The organism is Mycolicibacterium aubagnense, assembly GCF_010730955.1.
GTDB classification, from domain to species: domain Bacteria; phylum Actinomycetota; class Actinomycetes; order Mycobacteriales; family Mycobacteriaceae; genus Mycobacterium; species Mycobacterium aubagnense.
On the sequence record NZ_AP022577.1, the window covers coordinates 4491914 to 4512877 of the forward strand.

A 20964-nucleotide genomic window follows, 5' to 3' on the forward strand; every position below is an offset into this window, starting at 1 on the left:
AACACACCGACCGGATCCCGTTTCCCCGCAGTGTCTGGCCCGTAAGGAGCTGTTCACTTCCGGACGCTCGGCCGTGTGAGAACGGCGCTGCCCACGCAGCAAAAATGCCCCCTTCCCAAAGGAAGAGGGCACTTTTGACAGAAGTCGATCGCCGGCTCTCTTAACTCTCTCCGCGCAAGCGCTCATCGACGACCTTCGCCATGGCGAGCACGTCGAGGCGCTTGTCCAGCTCCGCCAGGGAGAGGTTCTCGCCGATCAGGCCGCGGTCGATGACCGTCTGCCGGATGGTCTTCTTCTCCTTGAGGGCTTCCTTGGCGACCTTGGCGGCCTCCTCGTAGCCGATGGCCGAGTTCAGCGGCGTCACGATCGACGGCGACGACTCCGCCAGCGTGCGCAGGTGGTCCTCGTTGGCGACCAGGCCGTCGATGCACTTGGACGCGAAGAGTCGCGACACGTTGGACAGCAGAGTGAAGGACTCCAGCACGTTGCGGGCCATCATCGGGATGTACACGTTCAGCTCGAAGGCACCGGACAGGCCGCCGACGGTGACGGCCGCGTCGTTGCCGATGACCTGTGCGGCGACCTGGGTAACCGCTTCGGGCAGAACAGGATTCACCTTGCCCGGCATGATCGAGCTACCCGGCTGCAGGTCCGGCAGCTGGATTTCGCCGAGACCGGTCAGTGGGCCCGAGCCCATCCAGCGCACGTCATTGGCGATCTTGGTCAGCGACACCGCGATGGTCTTCAGCGCGCCAGACGCCTCGACGAGTCCGTCGCGCGCGGCCTGGGCCTCGAAAGAGTCTGCGGCGGTGCGCAGTTCGGCGATGCCGGTCTGGCTCACCAGCACCTCGACGACCTTGGCGCCGAAGCCGTCAGGGGCGTTCAGGCCGGTGCCGACAGCGGTGCCGCCGATGGCCAGCTCACCGAGGCGGGGCAGCGTCGCCTTCACCCGCTCGATGCCGGCCTCGATCTGGCGGGCGTAGCCACCGAACTCCTGGCCCAGGGTGACGGGCACCGCGTCCATGAGGTGGGTACGGCCGGACTTGACGACGGTGCGCCACGCGCGGGCCTTGTTGGCCAGCGACTCGTGCAGCACCTCGAGCGCCGGAATCAGGTGGCGCACAGCAGCTTCGGTCGCCGCGATGTGCGTGGCGGTGGGGAAGGTGTCGTTGGAGCTCTGCGACATGTTGACGTGGTCGTTGGGGTGGACATCAACGGGAGGGGTCGCCGCTGCGCATATCGACGCGATGACCTCGTTGGCGTTCATGTTCGAGCTGGTGCCCGAGCCGGTCTGGAACACGTCGATGGGGAACTGGTCGTCGTGCAGGCCGTCGGCGATCTCACCGGCAGCGGCGATGATCGCGTCGGCCTTCTCGGGGGCCAGCAGGCCCAGGTCCTTGTTGACCTGGGCGCAGGCGCCCTTGAGCAGGCCCAGGGCGCGGATCTGGGTGCGCTCGAGGCCGCGGAACGAGATCGGGAAGTTCTCCACCGCCCGTTGCGTCTGCGCGCGCCACAGGGCGTTGATCGGCACCCGGACTTCGCCCATGGTGTCGTGCTCGATCCGGTACTCCACTTCGACAGCGTTGTCGGACATGTGCTCCCTTTTGTTGAGGTGAACGGAAATTACGGCAGGGGGTGTGCGGCGGAGAGGTCTCCGGTGAAGTCCACCGAGGAGTACTCGTTGAGCTTGGACAGCCGGTGGTAGGCCTCGATCATCCGGACGGTGCCGGACTTCGAACGCATGACGATCGACTGGGTGGTGCAACCGCCGGCGAAGTACCGCACACCGTTGAGCAGGTCGCCGTCGGTGACGCCGGTGGCGCAGAAGAACACGTTGTCGCCGGCGACCAGGTCTTCGGTGGTCAGCACGCGGTCCAGGTCGTAGCCGCGGTCCAGCGCCTGCTGGCGCTCGTCGTCGTCGGTGGGGGCGAGGACGGCCTGGATGGCGCCGCCCATGCAGCGGATGGCGGCCGCGGCGATGATGCCCTCGGGCGTGCCGCCGATACCGGCCAGGATGTCGGTCCCGGACTCGGGACGACAGGCGGAGATGGCGCCTGCGACGTCGCCGTCGGAGATCAGCCGGATGCGGGCACCGGCCTCGCGGACCTCGCTGATCAGCTGGGCGTGGCGGGGCCGGTCCAGGATGCACACCGTGACGTCGGCGACCGATTCGTTGAGCTTCCTGGCGACGCGGCGGATGTTCTCGCCGATGGGGACCGTGATGTCGATGACGTCGGCGGCGTCGGGGCCCGCGGCGATCTTGTTCATGTAGAAGACGGCCGACGGGTCGAACATGGTGCCGCGCTCGGAGACCGCCAGCACCGAGATGGCGTTGGGCATGCCTTTGCTCATCAGGGTGGTGCCGTCGACGGGGTCGACGGCGAAGTCGCAGTCCGGGCCGTCGCCGTTGCCGACATCTTCGCCGTTGTAGAGCATCGGGGCGTGGTCCTTCTCGCCCTCGCCGATGACCACGACGCCGCGCATCGAGACCGAATTGACGAGCTCACGCATGGCGTCGACGGCGGCGCCGTCGCCGCCCTCCTTGTCGCCGCGGCCGACCCAGCGGCCGGCGGCCATGGCCCCGGCTTCGGTGACCCGTACGAGTTCAAGTGCGAGGTTGCGGTCTGGGGCTTCCCGGCGCGAAGGCGTCATGCGCAGATTGTCCCATTAGACAGCGCGCCTCGGGGAGCTGGGATACTGAGCACCGTGACGTCATCATCCCCGGAGCCTGGGGGTCCGCCCGCCCCAGCAGCTGATGGGCGGCCGGCCGCCGAACCCAAGGTGGTTGCCGAGGGCCAGTCGGTGCCGGTGCCGCGCCCGGCCAAGGACCGGCTGCTGCAGGACGGCCGCGACATGTTCTGGTCCATCGCGCCGCTGGTCGTGGCGTGCATCGCCCTGGCTGGGATGCTCGGGATGTGCTCGTTCGCGCCGCAGGGGCCGGGTAAGGGCCCGGCGCCGCAGTACGACGCGCCGGCCGCGCTCAAGGCCGACGCGGCGGCGCTGCACATCCCGATCCGGGTGCCGGTACTCCCGGACGGGTGGCATGCCAATTCGGGATCGCGGGGCAGCATCGACGGCGGCCGTACCGACCCCGTCACCAAGCAGCCCGCGCGGGCGGTGACGTCCAAGGTGGGCTATCTCACGGCCGCAGGCATGTATGTGGCGCTGATCCAGAGCAACGCCGACGAGCCGAAGCTGGTGTCCTCGATCCACAGCGGCATGTACCCGACCGGGGCGCAGGACCTGGGTGGCGTGCACTGGGTGGTCTACGAGGGTGCGGGCGAGGACCAGCAGGGGACCGAGCCGATCTGGACCGCCAAGCTCAACGGTCCGACCGGGCCGGCGCAGGTGGCTGTCAGTGGGTCGGCGAGTGCGGTGGACTACCGGACCCTGGCAGAGGCGACGCAGAAGGCGACGCCGCTGCCTTAGCGGGCGGTGTTCGGCGGGCCCGGATCGCGGTGATCAGCCGGGTGAGGCGCCCCGGGGCGCGCGGTCCGTCCGGTTCCGGTTCGCTCAGCGGAACGCCCTTGTACACGGCGAGATACACGCTGATCGTGGTGACGACGACGATCATCAGCACCGGGCCGATCACCAGGCCCAGGAAACCGAACATCGCGATCCCGGAGAACACCGAAAGCAACATCAGTGCGGAGTCCAACCGGGCCGCCCGGGGCACCAGGATCGGCCGGAGCACATTGTCGATGTTGGTGACCACCAGGATGTGGAACGCGATGACGAACAGGCCGCCGCCGACATTGCCGAACAGCGCCATGCCGATCCCGAACGGGATGCTGACGATGCCGCCGCCGAGCGGGATCACCGACAGCGCGCTCAGCAGGATCGCGAAGATGAAGAAACCGTCGTGGAATCCGGCGATGTAGATCGAGATTGCGCCTGCCACACCCTGGGCCAGTGCGATGACGAACTGGCCGAGGACCGTCCCGCGCACCATGGCGCCCATCTTGGCCAGGTAGAGGTCGGTGACCTCCTCGCCGAGCGGATTGAGCCGGCGGATCAGCAGGATCACTTCGTCGCCGTTGACCAACAGCGAGATGAACACGTACAGGAAGATCACCGCGCCGGCCAGTGCGCCGAACAGTCCGCCCGCGGCGTCCTGCAGCACGTTCAGGCCCCATTCGCCGGCGCGCTGTGCGAACGTGATGATCCATTTCTGGAGCGACTCCCGAGTCAGCGTCACGTCGTGCAGGAACGGGGTTTGTGCCAGTAGGTCGTTGACGGCCTGTATCGAGCGGGTGCCGAGCGCGCCCATGTCGGTACGGCTCACCCAGTCCGACACGTTGCGGACCATGTTGGTGATCTGGGCGACGCCGATGGCGATGGCTGCCCCGATCGGCACGATCACCATGACCAGTGCGGCCAGCACGGTCAGGACGGCGGACAGGCCGGTGCGCAGCCGCCTGGAGAGCCGGCGGAACAACGGGGTGAACAGGTACGCCACCACTCCGGCGATCACGACCAGGATGAACTGGCCGCGCAGGAAATATGCGCCGAATCCGACCGCGAGCGCCGTCGCGACGGCAAGTGCCCGCTTCTGGGTGACCGTGAACTCGGTGTCCATGACGGTGATTCTGTCGGATGTGGGTCCGGCGGCTACCCCGACGCGAGCTTGAGAAGGTGGCTCATGATGTCGGGATAGCGCTTCAGGTGCGCGCCGCCGTTGAGGTCGAGCACCTCGCCCGTCATCCATGAGGACTGCTCCGAGCACAGGAACAGCACGGCGTTCGCGATGTCCGCGGGGGTGCCGGCGCGGCCCAGCGCGGTGTTCTCCACGTACTCGTCGACGACGCCGGGGATCAGCGCCGCGCCCTCGGTCAGCGGGGTGTGCACGAAGCCGGGGGCCACGGCGTTGACGCGAATTCCCTTGGGGCCCAACTCCAGTGCGGCCACTTGGGTGAGCATCGACAGGCCGGCCTTGGCGGCGCTGTAGGCGCTCATGCCGATGGCCGGCTGGCGGCCGTTGAGCGACGAGATGCACACCAGGGACCCGCCCTCGCGCAGCCGTTGGCCGGCGTACTTGGCGACGATGAACGACCCCGTCAGACAGCAGTCGACGACGGCGCGGAAATCGGCGACCGGCATGTCCACGATGAGTCCGAAGGTCGAGAACCCGGCGCAGCTGACCACGGCGTCGAGTGCGCCGGCCTGCTCGAATGCGGCGGCGACGGACGCTTCGTCGGTCACTTCGACGACGACCGCGGTATGCGGTGCGCCGAGTTCGGTGGCGCGGGCCTCGGCGAGTTCGGCGTTCCGGTCGGCGATGACGACGCGGTATCCCTGCGCGGCCAGCCCCTGGGCGGAAGCCCAGCCGATACCGGATGCTCCACCGACGATGAGGGCGCTGCGCTGTGTGCTCACTGGTTTCTCCTGGCGTATCGACGGCTGGCCAGGCAAAACGGCCTCCGGTGTGTACAGATTACACAATCTGTACACATCCGAGGCCGGACAGTGAATCCGGTGACGATTCGGGCAGGCGTTACGACTCTGCGAGTGGCAGCCGCACCTCGAAGCGGGCGCCGGTGTCGAGGTTGCGGGCCGACAGGGTGCCGCGATGGGCTTGCACGAGTCCCGCGGCGATGGCCAGACCCAGGCCCGAGCCGCTCGGCAGTGACGAATCAGCGCGCGGCACGCGACCGTTGGAGCCGCGGTAGGCGACGTCGAACACCCTGGCCAGATCCGCCTCGTCGATCCCGACGCCGGTGTCATCGACGCGGGCCCAGGCGCCCTCTGCGTCGCGACCCAGTGTCAGCTCGACACGGCCGCCCTCCGGGGTATGGGCGATGGCGTTGGCCACCAGATTGGATAGCACCCGCACCAGGGCCCGGTCGCTCCCGATCACCCGGACGGGTTCGGTCGGCAGCTGGGCCGCCAGCTGCACTCCGGCGCGCTCCGCGGCGATCCGATGCGCTGCCAACACGTCATCGACCACTTCGTCGAGCGCGACGGTATCGTGTGCCGGCTGCACCGCCCCGGCATTGATCTTCGACATCTCGAACAGGTCGTCGACCATCTCGGACAACCGAATCGACTCCTGCTCAATATGTTTGGCGTGTGCGCGCACCTCGTCGCTGTCGACGACGCCATCAGAGATGGCTTCGGACACCGCGCGGATGCCTGCCAGCGGCGTCCGCAGGTCATGGCTCACGAAAGCCACCAGTCGGCGCCGGGACTGCTCGGCGGCGCGTTCGGATGCGCGAATCTCCTGCTCCCACACCGTGCGACGGGCCTGGTAGCGGGCCAGCATGACGGCCGCCGGAATGGTCACGACCGCGACGATCACCAACACCACAGCGATGCGCTCGAACGTCTCGGTGATCATGAAACCGCTGGCGCCCAGTACACCCGTGAAGGTCGCGAGAGTGGGTATCAATACCAGTGCCACCGTGCTCACCGCCAGCGACCAGGAGCGGGCGACGTGGATGACCACGGCGCCGGCGACCACCACCGGCACCGAACAGGCCAGTGCCCAGCCGATGATCTCCCACAGATCAGTCGACAGCATGGTCGCCTCCCCACAGGTAACCGCGGCCCCACACCGTCTGTACCCGGTGGGCGTCTCCGAGTTTGGCGCGCAGCCGTTTGATGTGCACGGTCACGGTCGACAGGTCGCCGAAATCCCACTGCCACACCAGTTTCAGCAGTTGGTCACGGGAGTAGACGGTGTCGGGGTGGGTGAGCAGGAACACCAGGAGATCGAACTCCCGGTTGGTCAGGCTGATCGCGACCCCGTGGACCGTCACCGAATGTGCCGCCGTCGACACCTGCAGTCCGCCGGTGGTGATCTCCAGAGGACCTGCGGCATTCCGAACCGGCGCGCGACGGAGTACCGAGCGCACCCGCAACGCGAGCTCGCGCGGACTGAACGGCTTGGTGAGGTAGTCGTCGGCACCTGCCTCCAGGCCGGCGATCCGGTCATCCTCCTCGCCGAGTGCGGTCAGCAGGATCACCGGCATTCCGTAGCCGTCGCCGCGGCGCATGCTGCGGCACAGCGTCAGACCATCCGGTCCGGGCATCATCACGTCCAGCACCGCCATGTCGACTTTCTCCGAATCCAGCAGTGCCAGCGCCTCATTGCCATCGCGGGCGATGGAGACGTCGTGTCCGTCGCGCTCCAGATACCGGCGGACCACATCGCGCACGACGGGGTCGTCATCAGCGATCAAAACCCTCGTCACACCAGACAGCTTAGAGCGTGGACCGCCCCGGTCATGGCGTCTACCAGCACCTATGTCACGGTTTCGTCATCATTTGAGCCTAGGCGGCGCACCTCGGCGCGGCCTACGGTCGGATCATGTCCGATAGTCCGATCACGGTGATCCTGCCGTGTCTGAACGAGGCCGAGTCGCTGCCCGCGATTCTGGCGGCATTGCCGGTCGGATACCGGGCGTTGGTGGTCGATAACAACAGCACCGATGGAACCGCCGCCGTCGCGCTGGCCCACGGTGCGGACGTGGTGGCCGAACCGCAGGCCGGATACGGGGCCGCGGTGCACGCCGGCGTGCTGGCAGCGCGGACCCCGACGGTTGCGGTGCTCGACGCCGACGGGTCATTGGATCCGCGATCGTTGCCGCGCCTGGTCGCGGCGCTGGATCGGGGTGCTGATCTGGCCGTCGGACGGCGCCGCGCGGTGCCCGGTTTGCGCTGGCCCTGGCACGCCAGACTTGGCACCGCGGTGGTGTGCTGGCGATTGCGTACCCGGTACGGACTACCGGTGCACGACATCGCGCCCATGCGGGTGGCGCGGCGCGAGCCCTTGCTGAAACTCGGTGTCGAAGACCGTCGGTTCGGCTATCCCCTGGAACTGCTGGTGCGTGCTGCTCAGGCCGGCTGGCAGGTGGTCGAAAGTGATGTTAGCTACGGCCCGCGCACCGGCGGCAAATCGAAGGTGAGCGGTTCGCTGCGCGGTAGTTTCCGTGCCGCACTGGACTTCTTGCGGGTGATCTCATGACGGTCCCGGTGACGGTGCTGGTGGTGGCCAAGGCGCCGGTGCCCGGTCTGGCCAAGACGAGGCTGGCGGCCGCCCTGGGTGCGGCGGGGGCGGCCGACGTTGCTGCCGCGGCACTCCTGGACACGCTGGACGCGGTGGCCGCCGCACCGGTGGCCGCGCGGGTCGTGGCCCTCACCGGTGACGTCGACGCGACGCGGTCCGCGGCCGAGATTCGGGAACGGCTGGCCGATTTCACGGTTATTCCCCAGCGCGGCAATGACTTTGGTGAGCGTTTGGCCAATGCGCACCACGATGCGGGCGAGGCCGGCTACCCGGTGGTGCAGATCGGCATGGACACACCCCAGGTCACTGCGACTCTCCTCGCCGACTGTGCCCGCCGCCTGTTGCACACCGACGCGGTGCTGGGGCCGGCGCCGGATGGCGGCTGGTGGCTACTCGGATTGCGCGACGTCGGCTGCGCCGACTGTCTGCGCACGGTTCCGATGTCGCGATCCGACACCGGTGCCCGGACCCTGCGCGCGCTGGCGGACTGCGGCCTGGCGGTGGAACTGGTGGCTGAACTGCCCGATGTCGACGTGCTCGACGACATCGCTGCCGTGCGGGCGTGCTGTCGGCAGGACAGCCGGTTCCGGGTTGTGACTTCGGCGATCGGGGTGTGATGTGTTCGGAAACCTCTATGAGCGGGCGCTGGTCGGGGAGCGGTGCTGGATTCGGCACGCCGATGGCAGCAAGCACCGACTGCCGGTGCACAACTGGCTCGGCGGTCGTCGCGCCGACCGGCGGTTCGATCGGGCGGTGTTGGCTCTGTGCCACGGGCCGACCATCGATCTCGGTTGTGGCCCGGGCCGATTGGTCGCTGATCTGGTCCGGCGCGGTGTGCCGGCACTGGGGGTGGACCAGTCGGCCACCGCGGTCGAACTCGCGCGACGCAGCGGTGCGCCGGCGCTGCGCCGCGATGTGTTCGACTCGCTGCCCGGTATCGGTCGCTGGCAGACGGTACTGCTGGCCGACGGCAACGTCGGCCTCGGCGGCGACCCCGTCCGAGTCCTGCGCCGCGCGGCCGACCTGCTCCGGCGCGGCGGCGTGTGCGTCGCCGAATTCGAATCGGCCCCAAGCGGAGTGAACTCCCAGTGGGTGCGGCTGGAATCGTCGCGGACGGTGGGCCCGTGGTTCCGGTGGGCGACGGTCGGGGTGGACAGCGCGGCCGGTATCGCCGGTGCCGCGGGGCTGTCGGTCATCGATGTGCATCCGGTCGGGGACCGGATGCTCGCGAGTCTGGCCCTGCGATGAGCCTCTCGGGCGAAGAGCCGAAGACAGCGATGAGCCTCTCGGGCGAAGAGCCGAAGGCACCGATGAGCCTCTCGGGCGAAGAGCCGAAGACACCGATGAGCCTCTCGGGACTGCGTGGCACGGCGGTAACCGCACGGGTCGGCGTGATGCTCGGGATCGCCGTCACCGTGTGCTTCCTGACCGGTCTGATCAGTCACCTGATCCAGCATCCGCAACCCTGGTTCTTCTGGCCGGCGCACCCGGTGTGGCTGTACCGGGTGACCCAGGGTCTTCATGTGTGCTCGGGAATCGCGGCTATTCCATTGACCGTCGTGAAGCTGTGGTCGGTGTGGCCCAAGCTGTTTGAACGCCCGATCATCGGCGGCGTCACCCGGCAGTTGGAGCGACTCTCGATCCTGGTGCTGGTGGGCGCGATACTGTTCGAGCTGTCGACCGGTCTGCTCAATATCGCGCAGTGGTACGTGTTCCGATTCTTCTTCACCACCGCGCATTACGCGGTGGCCTACCTGGCAGCGGGCGCGGTGTTGGTGCATATCGCCGTCAAGCTGCCGACGATTCGGCGGGCTCTCGGGGAGCCGCTGGACGGGGTGGCCGCCGGCGGGGCGGTCGGCCCGACCCGGCGCACGGTACTGCTCGGAACAGGGTTGGCGGTCGCGGTGGCGACCCTGGCCACGGCAGGTCAGACGGTGCCGTGGCTGCGTCAGATATCGGCGCTGGCCCCGCGCTCGGGCAAAGGGCCGCAAGGTATTCCGGTGAACCGGTCGGCCGTCGCGGCGGGTGTGCTGCAGGCTGCGGCGTCGCCTCAGTACCGCTTGACGGTGACGAATGGCGCCACGAGCCGGTCATTTTCGGTGTCCGATCTGCGGGCCCTGCCGCAGCGGACGTTCCACCTGCCGATCGCCTGCGTCGAGGGGTGGAGCGCGGATGCGGAATGGACCGGGGTGGTGCTCGCGGACCTGATTGCGATGGTCGGCGGATCGCCACACGCCGACGTCCGGATGGTCTCGCTCGAGCCGCCCGGACCGTATTCGCGCACCGTGCTACCTGCCCGGCATGCCCGCGATGGCCAGACGCTGATCGCGCTCGAACTCAACGGTGAGACGCTGCATCCAGATCACGGCTATCCGTGCCGGCTCATCGCGCCGTCGAGACCCGGTGTGCTGCAGACCAAGTGGTTGTCCCGGATCGAGGTGATGCAATGAGGGTGCTGTTGTTCATCGCGGGCTTGGCGCTGGCCGGTTATGGTGCCGTCCTGGTGTTGGAGAACCCTCCGGTGATCCTCATCCGTATGGCGGTGTGGGCGCTGGTGGCGGTGGCGGTGCATGACGCGGTGTTCGCGCCGTTGTGCGTGGCGTTGGGTTTCACGGCCCGGCGGGTACTGCCGACGTCGTGGCAGGCGCCCGTGGCGGTCGCCGGACTGTGCACCGTGGTGTTGGCGTTGCTGGCCATCCCGGTTTTCGACAAGCCCGGGATGCGCCCCGACAACATGACGGTGCTGGACCGAAATTACCATGCGGGACTGTGGATTTCGCTGGCCTTGGTGTGGGCGTGCGTCCCCGGCTATCTCGCGGTCAGGCGGCTGCTACCAGTTCGTCAGAATGAAGTGGTTGAGGGCGAGCGCGCCGATGACATTGGCGGCCAGCCACCAACGCCGTGATCGTGCCGGTAGCAGTGCGCCGGCCGCCGTCAGCCAGACGGTGAACGGAAGCCAGATCCGTTCTGTCTCGGCCTTGCTCAGCATGCTCAGGTCTGCGCACACGATGGCCAGCAGAGCGGCCAGCACCAGCAGGTGCAGGCCGCTGCGCTGCCGTAGTGCGGTGCGGTCGAATGCCAGGCTCAGGCCGGCGACACTACCGAGGCCGATGGCGCACACCACCGACGCGAGGTTGGCCCACGACCAGTACTGGAACGGCCGATTCATGGCAATGCCCTGCCAATACCGTTGCTGCACCAGGGTGTATCCGTCGAACCACCAGAATCCGGTCGCCGCGAAGGCGCCGACCACCGCCAGTGCCGCGACGACCGCGGGCAGCAGGACGCGGGCCGCCACCCGTCGGTCCGGCGCGGTGATCAGTACGGCGACAGCGGGTATGGCCATCAGACCGAGGCCGTAGTTGAGAAAGATGCCCCAACCCAGCAGCAGCCCGGCCGCGGCACCGGTGAGTGCCGGGCGGCGGTTGCGGGTTGCCATCGCCAGCAGGGCGATACCCCACGCGGCCACCCCGGCGTAGTAGCCGTCGGCAGACACGGCGATCCAGATGGCGGTGGGCGCGACAGCGACGAACGGTGCGGCCGATCGGGCGGTGGTCTCGCCGCACAGCGTGCGCAGCGTCACCACGATGGCCGCGGCCGCACTCGATCCGATCAGCAGGCACCAGAGACCCGCCCAGGCTCCACCGCCCAGTCCGAGGCGGTCCAGCCACACGAAGGTCAACAGTGCTCCGGGGGGATGGCCGGAGACATGCGTGATCCACGAGTTCGGATGGAAATCAAGGATTCTGGAGGAGAAGGTGCGCAGTGCCTCGGGGATGTCGGTGATGCTCGGCACCTGCCGCAGGTACTCGTTCTGGGCGGTCAGTCTGCCGGAGAACCCGCGTTGCCAGCCGTCGATCATCGCCAGCGCGAACGCCCAACCGCAGGCCACCGCCCACACCGTCAGCGGCACCGTCCGCCAGGGCAGTCGCGCCGCCACCGTCGGTCCCCACAGCACGGCCGCCACCGCGATGAGTACCGCCGGCGCCGTGCCCCAGCCGACATGGGCGTTCCACCAGCCGAAGATCGGCGCGGTCTGTGCGAAATTGCGGATCTGAGTCGGCGTGCTGTTGATGAGCGGGGTGACGATACCCAGCTGCAGGTGGGGCACCACGAACGCCGCGACGACCAACGCGAGGCCGACGCCGGCTGCCGTCGCTGTCCTACGGCGGGTATTCACGAGTGCCAGCCTAAGAGACATCCTCTGGTGGCAGTGGTGACGAATTGATGACCTGTGGGCGTCGGAACTCCCCGATGGCGTAAGTCATGGCGCGGGAGAACGCTCCCTGGGGACGCGATCCATGAGCCTGGACATGTGGTGACCGTGAGTCGGCTGCGCCGCGGCGACGAAGCAGGCGTCCGAGAGAGGCCGCGAAGGGCCAACCTCGATGCCTGGAGGCGGGATTGGTCACCATTCGGTAATGGGTTGCGAAAAACCATGTGCTGCAACCTCTGTGACGGAGCGACGGTCACTTCCGACCGCCTCGGCTCAGCGCGGGCTCTCCCGAACACGGCATTCGTGGGCCACGATGTCAGCAGGAGAAGTTCCGGATTCGAGACACATGGAGCAGCGATGAAATCTGTGATCATTGGGGCGGGGCTGGCCGCGTTGGCTGCGGTCGGGCTGGCGCCGGTCGCGTCGGCGACAACGGCCGACGTGGCTGTCAACGAACTACGCGCCCAGGGGTACCTGGTGCAGATCAACCAGACACCCACGGCTCCGCTCACCGCCTGCGCGGTCAAGAACGTCAGCACGCTGGCGGGCGGCGACGCACCGTCGGCGATCGTCGACATCGCCTGTCCCGACGGCTGCTGACGGCACCGTGCGAGTGCTCTTGACCGGCGCGGCAGGATTCATCGGTTCGCGCATCTGGGCGGAGTTGGCCGCGGCCGGGCACGAGGTCGTGGCAATCGACGCAATGCTCGGTGCCGCACATGGCCCCGGGGCACTGCCGCCCGACGGTTGCCTGGTCCACGACGTGCGTGATGCCGAGGCATTGGCAGTGCAGCTCAAGGGTATCGACGTCGTGTGTCACCAGGCCGCCGTCGTCGGCGCCGGCGTCAATGCCGCGGATGCGCCGTCATACGGCAGTCACAACGACTACGCCACCACGGTGCTGCTCGCACAGATGTATGCCGCCGGCTGTCGTCGGCTGGTCCTCGCGTCGTCGATGGTGGTCTACGGCCAGGGTGGCTACGAATGCGCGAAGCACGGCCCGGTCGATCCGTTGCCGCGGTACCGGACCGACCTCGATGCCGGTGTTTTCGAGCACCGGTGCCCGGTCGGCGACGAAGAGCTGCGCTGGCGCCTGGTGGGGGAGGACGCACCGCTGCGGCCGCGCAGTCTGTACGCGGCGAGCAAGACCGCGCAGGAGCACTACGCACTGGCCTGGGCCGACGCGGTCGGTGGCTCCGTGGTCGCGCTGCGCTATCACAACGTGTACGGGCCCCACATGCCGCGCGACACGCCCTACTCGGGAGTGGCCGCGATCTTCCGTTCCGCGCTGGAAAACGGCATTGTCCCAAACGTTTACGAGGACGGCGGACAGATGCGTGACTTCGTCCACGTCGACGACGTGGCGGCGGCCAATGTCGCCGCGGTGGAATTCGGCAACGACGGATTCGCCGCGTTCAACGTCTGCTCGGGGCATCCGATCGCGATTCGCGATGTGGCCGGGCAGTTGTGCGCGGCCCGCGGTGCCCCGTCACCATCGGTCACCGGGCAGTATCGCAGCGGCGACGTCCGCCATATCGTCGCCGACCCGGCGCGGGCGACCCGGGAACTCGGGTTCACCGCGGTGATCCACCCTCGGGACGGGTTGCGCGACTTCGCATTCGCGCCGCTACGGGTTTGACCGGTACCTCACCCGGTCCGCACGCACCGGAATCCGATGTGACTCATCCCGGTATCGACAGCGTGGGGACGGCGGGCCGCCGGCCGGTAGCGCAAGCAGTAGCTGTCCGCGCAGAGGAACGACCCGCCCTTGATCACCCGGCGCGGTACCGGTGTGCCCGGTTGATCGGTGTCGTAACTGTCTGCGGCGCAACACGGCTGGCTGTCCCGGGTGGCGCCGTAGAAGTCGGTGGTCCACTCCCAGACGTTGCCCGCCATGTCGAACAGGCCGTAGTCATTGGCGGGGAAGCTGCCGACGGGTGTGGTCTGGCCGTAGCCGGTGTCGGGCAGGTACGGGAACTCGCCGTGCCAGAAGTTGGCCAACCGTTGCCCGGGCCGCTCAGGCGCGGAGCCCCAGGTGTAGGTGGCGCGGTCCAGGCCACCGCGGGCCGCCACTTCCCACTGCGCCTCGGTGGGCAGGGTCAGTCCGGCCCAGTCGGCGTATGCCGCGGCGTCCTCGAACGCCACGTGCACGACGGGATGGTGCTCCCGGTTTCGCAGCGACGACTTGGGGCCACGCGGATGGTTCCAGCACGCGCCCGGCGTCCACGTCCACCATTGGCTGAGGTGGCGCAGGTCGACGGGGCCGGGCGTGCGGCGGAACACCATGGAGCCCGGTTGCAGGTTTTCCGCGGGGGCGCCCGGATACTCGGCGGGGTTGAGCGGCCGCTCGGCGACGGTGACGTAGCTGGTGGCGTCCACGAACGCGGCGAAGTCCGCGTTGGTCACCTGGTGCGGCTGCATCCAGAAACCGTCGACGGTGACCTCGCGGGCCGGGGCCTCCTCGGGATAGTGCTCGTCGGAACCCAGCACCGTGGTCTGCCCGGGAATCCACACCAGGGTCAACGGGGGAACACCTCGGCCCAGTCGGACCGCATGCTGGCGACGGTCCAGCCTTCGGACTCTGCCATCTTCAGTGCTTTCTCGGCACCGGCTTCGTAGGCGAACTCGCGGTCGGCATCGTCATGCCACACCAGCAGCCGAAAACCCTTGGTGTATTGCATCATTTCGATATCGCCGTTGGAATTTCCCGCCGCGAACATCGGCCGCCGGCCGGTGCGGTCCCAGATTCTCACCGGCTTCACCGGCCCGTCGTTGAGGAACTCGGGCTGCGCCGTCGTCACCAGATTGCCGTCGGCGAACGTGACGCCCACCGAGCTTCCTACCACGCGTTCGGGCGGGATCCCGTACATCCCGTCGGTGACGGGCCGCATGAAATCACGCCCGCCGCCGGAGACGATGTAGCAGGTGAACGCATTCGACTCCAGGTAGCGCAGCAACTCGATCATCGGCACATACCCGCATTCGGTGTACGAACGATCCAGCGTCGGATGTCGGACCTCGGCGAAGAACGCCGTAACCCGCGCGGCATGTTCCTCGACGGTTATCCCGGAGTACGCCGAAAGAATGCCGGTAGCAAGCACTTTCAGCTCGCTGTCGTCACCCTGATAGTGCTTGGTGACGGCCGCGCCGAACCAGTCCAGGTCGCCTGACGCGGCCGCGGCGTAGGGCTGCCGAGCGGCCAGCGCCGGATCGGCGGCGGCTTGCGCGGCCAGCCGCCGCATCAGGAAATCCAGCTGAATGTACGCCGGCTTCTCACACCACAGCGTGCCGTCGTTGTCGAAGACCGCGATGCGGTCTTGGGGCGCAACGAAATCCGGGCCCGGGGTGGTGACGCGCCCGACGAAGTCGACGATCGCCGACTTCGTCGGGCCGTCGTTCCAATGTTTCAGCACCCAGCGCCTTCAGTCCGCGGCCAGGAACTCGTGGAGCTTCTCGACGATCTGGTCGATGCTGAAGCTGGCCGGTGGGTGCCGCGGCGGAAACTCCTTGAACGTGTCGAGGAACGCCGCGGCCATGGCCGTCGCATAGAACGCGAAGAAGTCTCGCCGCAGGAACCACTCGTAGTAGGTGTTCGAGGTGATGTCGGCGTACTCGTACGGGTCGGTGCGCAGGTTGAACAGCTTCGGGACCCGCAGCGGAGTGAACGGTTCGGCCCAAATCCGCAGCGTGCCTTGGCAGCGCTGCTCGGCGAAGACGATCTTCCAGTTCTCGAAGCGCATCGCGACCAGCTCCGCGTCGTCGTTGAAATAGAAGAAACCACGACGTGGGCTGTGCTCGACCTCGCCCATCAGATACGGCAGCAGGTTGAACCCGTCGATGTGGACTTTGTACTCGGTATCGCCGTCGGCGCCGGCCTTGTGGCCCTTCTTGAGCTTCTCGGCGACGTCGGGATCGCCGGCCGCGGCGAGCAGCGTCGGCAGCCAGTCGTGGTGCTGGATGATGTCGTTGGAGACGCTGCCCGCCTGGATCTTGCCGGGCCAGCGGATCATCTCGGGCACGCGGAAGGCGCCCTCCCAGTTGGTGTTCTTCTCGCTGCGGAACGGGGTGGTGCCGGCGTCGGGCCACGAGTTGCGGTGGGGGCCGTTGTCGGTCGAGTAGATGACGATGGTGTCGTCGGTGATGCCGAGTTCGTCCAGGACGTCCAGCACCGTGCCCACGTTCTTGTCGTGGTCGATCATCGCGTCGTGGTACTCGGACTGCCACAGCCCGGCCTGCCCGCGGCTCTCCGGCTTCACGTGGGTGTACAGGTGCATGTGGGTGAAGTTGCACCACACGAAGAACGGGTTGCCCGCCTCGTGCTGCCGCTTGATGTAGTCGGCGGTGCGGTCGGCGATGTCGTCGTCGATGGTCTCCATCCGCTTGGCGGTGAGCGGACCGGTGTCCGTGATGGTCTGCTTCCCGACCGGACCGAACTTCGGGTCGTCGGGTTCGGTCGAGACCTCGGTGGTGGCTTTGCAGTCCATCACCCCACGGGGCAGTGCCTTCTCGTACAGCAGCGGGAACTGGTCTTTGTGCGGGTAGTCGAACTGCTCGGGTTCTTCTTCGGCGTTGAGGTGGTAGAGGTTGCCGTAGAACTCGTCGAACCCGTGCACCGTCGGCAGGTACTTGTTGAGGTCGCCGAAGTGGTTCTTGCCGAACTGGCCGGTGGCATAGCCCAGCGGCTTGAGCAGCTCGGCGATGGTTGGATCCTCAGCGGCCCAGCCGATGTCGACGCCCGGTATGCCGACTTTGCTCATCCCGGTGCGGTACACGCTCTGCCCACTGATGAACGCCGCGCGACCCGCGGTGCAGCTTTGCTCGCCGTAGGAGTCGGTGAATCGCATGCCCTCTGCGGCGATGCGGTCGATGTTCGGGGTGCGATAACCCATCAGCCCGTCGCTGTAGCAACTCAGGTTGCTGATGCCGATGTCGTCGCCCCAGATCACCAGGATATTGGGTTTGCCGTCGGGCATGGCAGAGCTCCTCGGTCGAAGCGGAAATTCCTGTGTCCGTTGGACTTTACGTGCTGGCGGTGATTCCCGAGCGGGTTCGGCGGACGTTCGGCCCCATTACCGGTCAGGCGCCCGCCGTACCTGTGCCGGACTCGGGCGAATCGGATCGAGTTGCCGACTAATGGACGCCGACGCTTTCGCACTCATGGCCCGCGTCGACTGGGCGGTGCCATGCGGCGGGTACCGCGGGATGTGTCAGAAAGACCAGTTGACTCTCGCCGACCTCGACCACGTCCCCGGTGTTCAGCGGCGCGACGGCATCGACCAACTTACCGTTGAGATGGGTGCAGGTCAGGCCGCCGACGTCCGCCAATGTGAATGCGCCGTTGTTCCAACGGATTTCCGCGTGCCGTCGACTGACGGTGATGTCATCGAGGAAGACGTCACTATCGCGGAGCCTGCCGATGGACGTGACCGGCGAATCCAACAGGAACCGCGTGCCAGGGTGTGGACCCTGGGTGACGACCAGAACGGCCCAGTCGCTTGGCCCGGCGCCCTGCTCGCCGGCATCCCCGTCGGTGGCCGTTGAGAAGCCACGTTGAGTGGCGGGGGTTTCTGAAGCGCGTTTCTGAGGCCGGTCCAATTCTGACCGCCGCGGCATCGCGACCATCGCTTCTGACATGACGCCTCCGATACCCGTAGCCCACTGGCTGTCACCGTTAGCTCACACTGTGTGCCCGCGCTCGCACCAGGGACGAAAGTCACTGCGAGGCGGGCATTGAGATGGCGGCTGCGGGAAGCGGCCGGGCCTTTCGATCCTGGTCACGTATCGACATCAGGCGGCTCAAAGCGCACCCTTGAAGCGGGAAGGTGATCGACATGTACGACAAGGATCTGACCAACAAGTGGCACGTCGAGATCGAGTTCTTCGAGGACGATGTCCACACCCACGCCTCAGCGCATGCCCGGCTCCGTGACGACACCATCGCCACGACGGGGGATGCCTACCGCAATCCCAAAGATCCGAGTGCGCCGATGATCGGCGAGGAGATCGCGGCGGCCCGCGCACTCATCGCGCTCGGCACCGATCTGCTCGTCGCAGCCTCGGCGAACATCGAGCAGTCAACCAAACGGCCCGTGCATCTCTACCGCTGAGTAGAGGCACACGGGCCGTGGTCTGAGGCCTACGGGGAGCTACTTCGCTTCGGCCGCTTCCATCTGGCGGAAGAGGTCGACGTAGTACGGCATGCATTCCTTCATCGCCTGTTCGGTGTTGAACAGCGGCTCGTAGCCCAGGTCGCGCTTGGCCTTGGCGATCGAGAAGTAGTTGTTCAGGTAGAGCCGTTCGACAGCCAGTGGCTCGATCAGCGGCGCGGGCAGGGCGAACCTGAAGTGCAGCCACTGCCACGCCATCATCACGCGGTGCACCAGCTTGCCGGAAACGTAGAAGGTCGGCAGGTTGCGGCCACACGCGGCGACCACGGGGCGGGCGAACTCGAACATGTTGAGCGGCTCGCCGTCGTTGATGAAATAGGCCTGCCCGGGTGAGGTGCCGCCCGGCACCAGGTGCTCGCCGGCCAGGATGAAACCGTGGATCAGGTTGTGCACGTAGGAGTTGTCCAGCTTGATGTTCTTGTTGCCGACCAGCACCTTGACGTGCCCGGCGAGGATGTTCTCGAACACCTTGCGGAACATGGTCTGGTCGCCCCGGCCCCAGATGCCGCTGGGCCGGATGGAGCACGTGAGTAAGCCTGACCCGTCGCCTTCAATGTTGTTCTGCGACAACACGAACTTCTCGGCCGCGACCTTGGTCTCGGTGTAGAGGTCGTTGAAGCGGGCGGTGTACGGCATGGTCTCGTCGCCGTTCTGGATGTCCTGCCCACCCATCACGACGCTGTTCGAGGCGGTGTAGACGAAGCGCTTGACGCCCGCGGCCCGGCCCAGCTTCACCAGGTTCTCGGTGCCACCGACGTTCACACCGAAGCTGCGGTTGCGGTACTCGTCGGTGACGGACGCGCCGCCCATGAGGTCGATGATCGCCGCGGTGTGGATGATCGTGTCGATATCCTTCACCGCCACCGCAACGTCGTCGGGGTTCGTGATGTCGCCGACCTGCGTCTCCAGATTCGGGTTGGCCGGCAGCGGGGACGGCGCCCGGTCGAACGACCGGACGTGGTGGCCGCGGCCGAGCAGCTCGGTCACCAGGTTGGCGCCGACAAAGCCAGACCCGCCGGTTACCAGCACGCGGCCGAGGTCTGTGGTCAGGGAAGCATCACGCATGATGCAGGAGCATAACTGAAACGTGTTCCAGTTAACAGACTGCGGAAAAAACTACCGCGCCTATCAATTTTCGTCGTCGGTGCCCGTGGCGAGCGCGTCCTCGACCTTCTTGCGCGCGCCGGCCAGGTGCGCTTCGCACCGTTTTGCCAGCTGTTCACCCCTTTCCCAGAGCTGCAGCGAGGTATCGAGATCGAGTCCGCCCGCCTCCAGCCGGCGGACGACCTCGATCAGTTCGTCGCGGGCATCTTCGTAGCCAAGCTGACTAATGTTCGTCATATATTCCTTCGCTCACGGTCGTGACGGCGCCGTCGGCCACCCGGATTCGGAGTCTGGTTCCCGCCGGGGCATCCTGCGCTGACCGCAGGACCGCGCCGGCTGCGGACAGGTTCTGCACCACGGCGTACCCCCGCGCCAGCGTCGCGGCCGGGCCCAGGGTGGCCAGCCGGGCCGACAGGTGGCCGACGTGGTCGGTTTCGGTGGCGATCAGCCGCCGGATGTCGCGCCGCGCGGCTGCCACTGCGCGGGTGATCTCCTCGGCGCGGACGTCGAGCGCGTGGAGTGGCTGTGCCAGGACCGGGCGGCCGCGCAGTTGACCGATGAAGCGCTCTTCGCGATGCACCCAGTTGCGCAGGGCCTGCGCGCTGCGCCGGCGCAGGTCGGTCACCAATGCCTGTTCGGCGGCGGCGTCCGGGACGATGCGTTTGGCGGCGTCGGTCGGGGTGGCCGCCCGCAGGTCGGCGACCAGGTCGCACAGCGGGTTGTCCGGTTCGTGCCCGACGGCGCTCACCACCGGGGTGGTGCAGGCGGCGATCTCGCGGCACAGCGTCTCGTCGGAGAACGGCAGCAGGTCCTCGACGCTGCCGCCGCCGCGTGCGATCACGATGACGTCCACGTGTGGTGCCGCGTCCAGGGCGCGCAGGGCCTCGACGATCTGCGGCACCGCGTTGGTGCCTTGCACAGCGGTGTTGCGGATATCGAAGTGAACTGCGGGCCAACGGCTTTCGGCGACGGTGACGACGTCGTGTTCGGCTGCCGAGGCCCGGCCGGTGATCAGGCCAATGGTGCCCGGCAGGAACGGAATCGGGCGCTTCAGCCGCGGATCGAACAGCCCCTCGGCGTCCAGCAGCCGGCGTAGCCGATCGATGCGGGCCAGCAGCTCGCCGATGCCCACCGCGCGAATCTGGCTGATACGCAACGAGAATGAGCCGTTGCGGGTGTAGAACTGCGGCTTGCCCAGCATGATCACCTGGGTGCCCTCGGACAGGGCGACCGGGGCGTCGTCGACCAGGGCACGGGGGCAACTGACCGACAGCGACATGTCGGCGGCCGGGTCGCGCAGCACCATCCACGCCGTCGACTGGCGCAACTTCAGCTCGGTGAGCTGGCCCTCGATCCAGATGGTGCCGAGCCGGTCGATGTACTTGGCCACCCGGGTGGACACCGCCCGGACCGGCCACGGATTCTCGGCCGAGTTCTCGTTCTCGGCCGCTGCGGCAGCCGACGTCACC

At 67.4% G+C, this 20964-nt stretch carries 23 protein-coding genes; 9 read left to right on the forward strand and 14 right to left on the reverse strand.

Annotated elements, in window-relative coordinates:
• Nucleotides 1–160: 160 nt before the first annotated feature.
• A complete protein-coding gene (locus G6N59_RS21505) occupies nt 161–1594 on the reverse strand; it encodes a class II fumarate hydratase (protein ID WP_138228858.1) in 1434 nt (477 codons plus the stop codon).
• A 29-nt stretch (nt 1595–1623) separates the two neighbouring features.
• Nucleotides 1624–2652: a class II fructose-bisphosphatase gene (gene glpX / locus G6N59_RS21510; RefSeq protein WP_138228859.1), complete on the reverse strand. Its 1029-nt coding sequence runs from the start codon at nt 2650–2652 to the stop codon at nt 1624–1626.
• A 54-nt stretch (nt 2653–2706) separates the two neighbouring features.
• Here glpX and G6N59_RS21515 point away from each other — a divergent pair, with 54 nt between their 5' ends.
• Nucleotides 2707–3429, forward strand: coding sequence for a DUF4245 domain-containing protein (locus G6N59_RS21515; protein ID WP_407665769.1), 723 nt, complete (start codon nt 2707–2709; stop codon nt 3427–3429).
• Here the strand turns inward: G6N59_RS21515 and G6N59_RS21520 are convergent.
• The 4 genes from G6N59_RS21520 to G6N59_RS21535 form a co-directional block, all read right to left on the reverse strand.
• Entirely contained in the window at nt 3356–4579 is a 1224-nt protein-coding gene (locus tag G6N59_RS21520) for an AI-2E family transporter (RefSeq protein WP_138228860.1), read from the reverse strand. The two genes, G6N59_RS21515 and G6N59_RS21520, sit on opposite strands and share 74 nt — an antisense overlap.
• A gap of 32 nt (nt 4580–4611) precedes the next feature.
• The gene (locus G6N59_RS21525) at nt 4612–5376 is read right to left on the reverse strand and encodes an SDR family NAD(P)-dependent oxidoreductase (RefSeq protein WP_138228861.1); all 765 of its coding nucleotides are present in this window, start codon (nt 5374–5376) and stop codon (nt 4612–4614) included.
• A 118-nt stretch (nt 5377–5494) separates the two neighbouring features.
• Nucleotides 5495–6520, reverse strand: a complete 1026-nt coding sequence (locus G6N59_RS21530) for a sensor histidine kinase (RefSeq protein ID WP_138228862.1) — start codon at nt 6518–6520, stop codon at nt 5495–5497.
• Nucleotides 6507–7193: a response regulator transcription factor gene (locus G6N59_RS21535; RefSeq protein WP_138228863.1), complete on the reverse strand. Its 687-nt coding sequence runs from the start codon at nt 7191–7193 to the stop codon at nt 6507–6509. The genes G6N59_RS21530 and G6N59_RS21535 overlap by 14 nt, the downstream gene beginning before the upstream one ends.
• Before the next feature lie 116 nt (nt 7194–7309).
• Between G6N59_RS21535 and G6N59_RS21540 the strand changes: the two genes are divergently transcribed.
• The 5 genes from G6N59_RS21540 (at nt 7310) to G6N59_RS21560 (ending at nt 10913) form a co-directional block, all read left to right on the forward strand.
• Nucleotides 7310–7966 carry a glycosyltransferase family 2 protein gene (locus G6N59_RS21540; RefSeq protein ID WP_138228864.1) on the forward strand — a complete coding sequence of 219 codons (657 nt, stop codon included), beginning with the start codon at nt 7310–7312 and terminating at the stop codon, nt 7964–7966.
• Nucleotides 7963–8625 (forward strand): TIGR04282 family arsenosugar biosynthesis glycosyltransferase, encoded by a 663-nt coding sequence (locus G6N59_RS21545; protein ID WP_138228865.1) that lies wholly within the window; start codon nt 7963–7965, stop codon nt 8623–8625. The genes G6N59_RS21540 and G6N59_RS21545 overlap by 4 nt, the downstream gene beginning before the upstream one ends.
• 1 nt (nt 8626) lies before the next feature.
• On the forward strand, nt 8627–9256 hold the full coding sequence (locus G6N59_RS21550; protein ID WP_138228866.1) for a methyltransferase domain-containing protein: 630 nt from the start codon (nt 8627–8629) through the stop codon (nt 9254–9256).
• Nucleotides 9257–9351: 95 nt separating this feature from the next.
• Nucleotides 9352–10458: a molybdopterin-dependent oxidoreductase gene (locus G6N59_RS21555; protein ID WP_163912096.1), complete on the forward strand. Its 1107-nt coding sequence runs from the start codon at nt 9352–9354 to the stop codon at nt 10456–10458.
• Nucleotides 10455–10913 carry a hypothetical protein gene (locus G6N59_RS21560; RefSeq protein WP_138228867.1) on the forward strand — a complete coding sequence of 153 codons (459 nt, stop codon included), beginning with the start codon at nt 10455–10457 and terminating at the stop codon, nt 10911–10913. Before G6N59_RS21555 ends, G6N59_RS21560 begins: the two co-directional genes overlap by 4 nt.
• Here G6N59_RS21560 and G6N59_RS21565 read toward each other — a convergent pair.
• Nucleotides 10839–12209 carry a hypothetical protein gene (locus G6N59_RS21565; RefSeq protein ID WP_138228868.1) on the reverse strand — a complete coding sequence of 457 codons (1371 nt, stop codon included), beginning with the start codon at nt 12207–12209 and terminating at the stop codon, nt 10839–10841. The genes G6N59_RS21560 and G6N59_RS21565 overlap by 75 nt on opposite strands.
• A gap of 372 nt (nt 12210–12581) precedes the next feature.
• On the opposite strand from G6N59_RS21565, the gene G6N59_RS21570 reads away from it, so the two are divergent.
• Both G6N59_RS21570 and G6N59_RS21575 read left to right on the forward strand, forming a co-directional pair.
• On the forward strand, nt 12582–12824 hold the full coding sequence (locus G6N59_RS21570; protein ID WP_138228869.1) for a hypothetical protein: 243 nt from the start codon (nt 12582–12584) through the stop codon (nt 12822–12824).
• Nucleotides 12825–12831: 7 nt separating this feature from the next.
• Nucleotides 12832–13863: an NAD-dependent epimerase/dehydratase family protein gene (locus tag G6N59_RS21575; protein ID WP_138228870.1), complete on the forward strand. Its 1032-nt coding sequence runs from the start codon at nt 12832–12834 to the stop codon at nt 13861–13863.
• An 8-nt stretch (nt 13864–13871) separates the two neighbouring features.
• Here G6N59_RS21575 and G6N59_RS21580 read toward each other — a convergent pair whose 3' ends face one another.
• From G6N59_RS21580 to G6N59_RS21595, 4 genes are all read right to left on the reverse strand, one after another.
• Nucleotides 13872–14747 (reverse strand): formylglycine-generating enzyme family protein, encoded by an 876-nt coding sequence (locus G6N59_RS21580; protein WP_138228871.1) that lies wholly within the window; start codon nt 14745–14747, stop codon nt 13872–13874.
• Nucleotides 14744–15637 carry an HAD family hydrolase gene (locus G6N59_RS21585; RefSeq protein ID WP_138228872.1) on the reverse strand — a complete coding sequence of 298 codons (894 nt, stop codon included), beginning with the start codon at nt 15635–15637 and terminating at the stop codon, nt 14744–14746. Before G6N59_RS21585 ends, G6N59_RS21580 begins: the two co-directional genes overlap by 4 nt.
• Before the next feature lie 9 nt (nt 15638–15646).
• On the reverse strand, nt 15647–17197 hold the full coding sequence (locus G6N59_RS21590; RefSeq protein ID WP_138228873.1) for an arylsulfatase: 1551 nt from the start codon (nt 17195–17197) through the stop codon (nt 15647–15649).
• 157 nt (nt 17198–17354) lie between these two features.
• Nucleotides 17355–17858: an FHA domain-containing protein gene (locus G6N59_RS21595; protein ID WP_138228874.1), complete on the reverse strand. Its 504-nt coding sequence runs from the start codon at nt 17856–17858 to the stop codon at nt 17355–17357.
• Between the two features lie 197 nt (nt 17859–18055).
• Here G6N59_RS21595 and G6N59_RS21600 point away from each other — a divergent pair, with 197 nt between their 5' ends.
• Nucleotides 18056–18331, forward strand: a complete 276-nt coding sequence (locus tag G6N59_RS21600; protein ID WP_138228875.1) for a dsRBD fold-containing protein — start codon at nt 18056–18058, stop codon at nt 18329–18331.
• Nucleotides 18332–18370: 39 nt separating this feature from the next.
• On the opposite strand, the gene G6N59_RS21605 is transcribed toward G6N59_RS21600, so the two are convergent.
• From G6N59_RS21605 to xseA, 3 genes are all read right to left on the reverse strand, one after another.
• Nucleotides 18371–19456, reverse strand: coding sequence for a 3-beta-hydroxysteroid dehydrogenase (locus tag G6N59_RS21605; protein WP_138228876.1), 1086 nt, complete (start codon nt 19454–19456; stop codon nt 18371–18373).
• A 63-nt stretch (nt 19457–19519) separates the two neighbouring features.
• Nucleotides 19520–19732: an exodeoxyribonuclease VII small subunit gene (locus G6N59_RS21610; RefSeq protein ID WP_138228877.1), complete on the reverse strand. Its 213-nt coding sequence runs from the start codon at nt 19730–19732 to the stop codon at nt 19520–19522.
• A complete protein-coding gene (gene xseA / locus G6N59_RS21615) occupies nt 19719–20963 on the reverse strand; it encodes an exodeoxyribonuclease VII large subunit (RefSeq protein WP_138228878.1) in 1245 nt (414 codons plus the stop codon). The genes G6N59_RS21610 and xseA overlap by 14 nt, the downstream gene beginning before the upstream one ends.
• Nucleotide 20964: the final 1 nt, after the last annotated feature.

What these genes read in the sequence shown, in the direction of transcription:
- G6N59_RS21520 (WP_138228860.1), bottom strand. Translation starts at nt 4,579, where the DNA reads ATGGACACCGAGTTCACGGTCACCCAGAAGCGGGCACTTGCCGTCGCG.
- G6N59_RS21540 (WP_138228864.1), top strand. Translation starts at nt 7,310, where the DNA reads ATGTCCGATAGTCCGATCACGGTGATCCTGCCGTGTCTGAACGAGGCC.
- G6N59_RS21545 (WP_138228865.1), top strand. Translation starts at nt 7,963, where the DNA reads ATGACGGTCCCGGTGACGGTGCTGGTGGTGGCCAAGGCGCCGGTGCCC.
- G6N59_RS21530 (WP_138228862.1), bottom strand. Translation starts at nt 6,520, where the DNA reads ATGCTGTCGACTGATCTGTGGGAGATCATCGGCTGGGCACTGGCCTGT.
- G6N59_RS21570 (WP_138228869.1), top strand. Translation starts at nt 12,582, where the DNA reads ATGAAATCTGTGATCATTGGGGCGGGGCTGGCCGCGTTGGCTGCGGTC.
- G6N59_RS21595 (WP_138228874.1), bottom strand. Translation starts at nt 17,858, where the DNA reads ATGTCAGAAGCGATGGTCGCGATGCCGCGGCGGTCAGAATTGGACCGG.
- G6N59_RS21590 (WP_138228873.1), bottom strand. Translation starts at nt 17,197, where the DNA reads ATGCCCGACGGCAAACCCAATATCCTGGTGATCTGGGGCGACGACATC.
- G6N59_RS21565 (WP_138228868.1), bottom strand. Translation starts at nt 12,209, where the DNA reads ATGTCTCTTAGGCTGGCACTCGTGAATACCCGCCGTAGGACAGCGACG.
- G6N59_RS21505 (WP_138228858.1), bottom strand. Translation starts at nt 1,594, where the DNA reads ATGTCCGACAACGCTGTCGAAGTGGAGTACCGGATCGAGCACGACACC.
- G6N59_RS21610 (WP_138228877.1), bottom strand. Translation starts at nt 19,732, where the DNA reads ATGACGAACATTAGTCAGCTTGGCTACGAAGATGCCCGCGACGAACTG.
- G6N59_RS21600 (WP_138228875.1), top strand. Translation starts at nt 18,056, where the DNA reads ATGTACGACAAGGATCTGACCAACAAGTGGCACGTCGAGATCGAGTTC.
- G6N59_RS21560 (WP_138228867.1), top strand. Translation starts at nt 10,455, where the DNA reads ATGAGGGTGCTGTTGTTCATCGCGGGCTTGGCGCTGGCCGGTTATGGT.
- G6N59_RS21605 (WP_138228876.1), bottom strand. Translation starts at nt 19,456, where the DNA reads ATGCGTGATGCTTCCCTGACCACAGACCTCGGCCGCGTGCTGGTAACC.
- G6N59_RS21555 (WP_163912096.1), top strand. Translation starts at nt 9,352, where the DNA reads ATGAGCCTCTCGGGACTGCGTGGCACGGCGGTAACCGCACGGGTCGGC.
- glpX (WP_138228859.1), bottom strand. Translation starts at nt 2,652, where the DNA reads ATGACGCCTTCGCGCCGGGAAGCCCCAGACCGCAACCTCGCACTTGAA.